The organism is Vibrio sp. D173a (assembly GCF_030248475.1).
Window position 1 is genome coordinate 1 of record NZ_JAHGAH010000295.1, and the last position, 2,135, is coordinate 2,135.

The window sequence follows — 2,135 nt, forward strand, 5'->3', positions numbered from 1 at the left end:
TCTTAACTGATCGGCATTAGCTCGTTGAGCTGCTTTTGATAGGGAGGGTTACACTTTTAAACGACTGATGTTCTCACGCATGGTATTGGCGGTATCGTACATCTGGCGTGCGCCTTCACTGCCTTTAAGCGATTGTTCGGCAATCATGTCGGCATCGTCTTTAATGCCTTGTGTGTTGCGGCTGATGTCTTCGCTTACCGCGCGTTGCTCTTCTGCAGCGCTTGCGATTTGCATCGCCATGTCGTTGATCTCAGTGATCGAGTTGGTGATGCTGGTTAAGCTGTCGTGCGCTTGCTGAGCATAATCCACGCTAGTATCTGCCAAACTGGTGCTGGTTTGCATGCTATTAACTGCCAGCTTGGTGTTGTTTTGCAATGTTTCGATCATGGTGCGGATTTCTTCCGTCGAACCATGGGTGCGCTGGCTAAGTACACGTACTTCATCGGCAACCACGGCAAAACCGCGACCTTGCTCACCAGCACGAGCCGCTTCAATTGCCGCGTTAAGTGCCAACAAGTTAGTTTGTTCAGCAATGCCTTGGATAGTCGATAGGATTTGGTTGATGCTTTGCGTGTTTGCTTCTAGCTCTGAAATCACACTGGCGGCATCACTGACTTGTTCAGCCAGTTCGACAATCGCTTCACGGTTTTTCTGGATGACGTTTTGCCCTTCCATACAAGCAGATGCGGAGTTTTGCGAAGCGCTCGCTGTTAGCTCTGCGTGGCTTGCTACCTCAGCAGCGGTTGCTGACATCTCATGAATAGCAGTAGCAATTTGGTTGACGTCATTTTGCTGATGTTCAACACGACCCGCAGCCATCGCAGATAGCTCATTTGCTTGATTTGCTTGTTCCGAAAGTTGCTCACTGTTTTCAACAATACTCTTCAACATGGTCTGCATTTGAGCAAGGAACTGGTTCACGTGTGTCGCCAGTTCTCCAATCTCATCCATACGTTCAATCTTGATGCGCTGAGTCAGGTCACCTTCCCCTTGAGAAAGTTCCTCTAAAGCCGTAGAGAGAGTTTGAAGTGGCTTGAGTAAGCGAGTGATGACGTAGGTGCTGATGGCTGCGATGATCAAGTAAAGAACGATAGAAGCGATAGCCGTAAACGTCACTTGCTCAGAAACAGAGGCATACGCCATTTGCTTATCTTCAACAATACCTAATGACCAATCCGTGTTAGGCACTTTGGCGACGTAAATGAGCTTTTCCCCTTGGTTTGGCCAAGAGATGGTCGCTAACTGAGCGTCTTGACTCAGTTTATTCATGCTAGCGGCACTCAGTTCAGGGTTGAGCGTCGTTAAAGGTTTATGGCTTAGCTTGGCGTCTTGGTAAGCAACGATGTTATTTTTTCCATCGACTAAAAAGGCAAATCCATCATTATCTAATTGAATATTTAGGACTTCATCGATGATATCTGTCACCGCGAGATCGGCAGCTAACACACCTTGCTTGCCTTGGTTGAAGGCTTTGGCAAAGCTGACAACGATGCTGCCGTCAAAATCTTGATAAGGTTCTGTGATGATTAAGCCAGACTTTGCCATCGCATCTTTATACCAAGGGCGAGTTCGTGGGTCGTAATCAGCTGGCCACGATTCAGTTTTATCACCGTAAGCAATTGAACCATCAGAAAAACCGGCATAAACCGAGAGAAATTGCCCAGCTCGCTTGGTTAACAGCATCTCTCTATCTGCGTCTGTCGAATCGAGAATGACATCTTCATTCGCTAGCATCATTTCACTACGAATCGCCAACCAATCGCTGATGTATCGATTGGTTGATGCTGAGATGTTTTCCATCTCTCTGCTCAGTGTCGAGGTGGTTTCATCACGCAACTGATTTACGGAAACCCAAGCTTGAACGCCACTAACAATGGCAATAATGACTGCGATTGCAATCTGAATTTTAAGTTTTATGGAACTTCTCATTGTCTTACCTTCTCAATAGATAAAAAGATCGACATCACCGGTGGTGACAATAGGTTGCTTAAGACGATTCAGGTACAGATGAGTACTGAAAGGCTTCGACTACTTTATCGACGCGATCTGGATAAACTTAAGATAAATAGGGGAATATTTATACTGTGGATACAGAAAACCACGGGTTTACCCGTGGATGAATGCCTTTGGAGACG

At 46.4% G+C, this 2,135-nt stretch carries 1 protein-coding gene; it reads right to left on the reverse strand.

Annotated elements, in window-relative coordinates; all coding sequences use genetic code 11:
- Positions 1 to 48: 48 nt before the first annotated feature.
- A complete protein-coding gene (locus KIV40_RS24480) occupies positions 49 to 1,929 on the reverse strand; it encodes a methyl-accepting chemotaxis protein (RefSeq protein ID WP_285351778.1) in 1,881 nt (626 codons plus the stop codon).
- Between the last annotated feature and the right edge of the window lie 206 nt (positions 1,930 to 2,135).